The sequence below is a fragment of the Micromonospora humi genome, from assembly GCF_900090105.1.
Lineage (GTDB): Bacteria > Actinomycetota > Actinomycetes > Mycobacteriales > Micromonosporaceae > Micromonospora > Micromonospora humi.
The window spans coordinates 1-848 of sequence record NZ_FMDM01000018.1; the positions used below are offsets into that span (position 1 = coordinate 1).

The following is an 848-nucleotide window of genomic DNA, read 5'->3' on the forward strand; positions in this document are numbered from 1 at the left end:
CCACATTGTGGGGTAAGGCCCCCAGCTAGACGACTGGGTTGATAGGCCGGAAATGTAAGCCCGGTAACGGGTTCAGTTGACCGGTACTAATAGGCCGAGGACTTGACTACCAAGCTGCTACGCGTCCACTGTGCAACTCTGAACCAGCGAACACCCCACGAAAAGTGTGTGTGTGTTTGACATGTTCATAGAGTTACGGCGGTCATGGCGGAGGGGAAACGCCCGGTCACATTCCGAACCCGGAAGCTAAGCCCTCCAGCGCCGATGGTACTGCACTCGGGAGGGTGTGGGAGAGTAGGACACCGCCGGACAATCTTTCAGTCGAGGGCCGCCCCAGTAGGGTCGGCCCTCGACTGCGTTAGCGTTTCTGGCGGAAACGCCATCAGGAAGGATGCACCTGTGAGCTCTGGACCGCAGGGCGGGGACGGCCCCCGCCGCTACGAGGATCGCGCCGACCGTGGCCAGGGGCGCGGCGACGCCCGCCGCGATGACCGCCCCTCGTACCGGGGTGGCCGTGACGACCGCGCCGGCGGCACCCGGAGCGGTGACCGCCGCGAGGGCGGCTACGGCCGCGACAACCGTGGTGGCGCCCCCAGTGGCGACCGTCGTGATCGTGGCTTTCGCGGCGGTGACCGTGAGGGCTCGCGTGGCGGTGACCGCCGCGACGGTGGTTTCCGTGGCGGCGAGCGCCGCGAGGGTGGTTTCCGTGGGGGCGACCGCGACGGTGGCTTCCGCGGTGGTGACCGTGGCGGTGACCGCCGCGAGGGCGGCTTCCGTGCGGGCGGGTTCGGTCGTGACAACCGCTCGGGCGGTGCGCCGGGTGGCGACCGTCGCGAGGGTGGTTTCCG

At 68.4% G+C, this 848-nt stretch carries 1 protein-coding gene and 2 rRNA genes; all 3 read left to right on the forward strand.

The window, feature by feature from the left end:
• Window positions 1-110 (forward strand): 23S ribosomal RNA (locus GA0070213_RS26985); the annotation flags it as partial.
• An 84-nt stretch (window positions 111-194) separates the two neighbouring features.
• Window positions 195-311: ribosomal RNA gene (gene rrf, locus GA0070213_RS26990) — 5S ribosomal RNA — on the forward strand.
• 203 nt (window positions 312-514) lie between these two features.
• Window positions 515-848, forward strand: a 334-nt coding sequence (locus GA0070213_RS31910) for a hypothetical protein (protein ID WP_217628665.1), incomplete at its 3' end; no start/stop codon positions are given.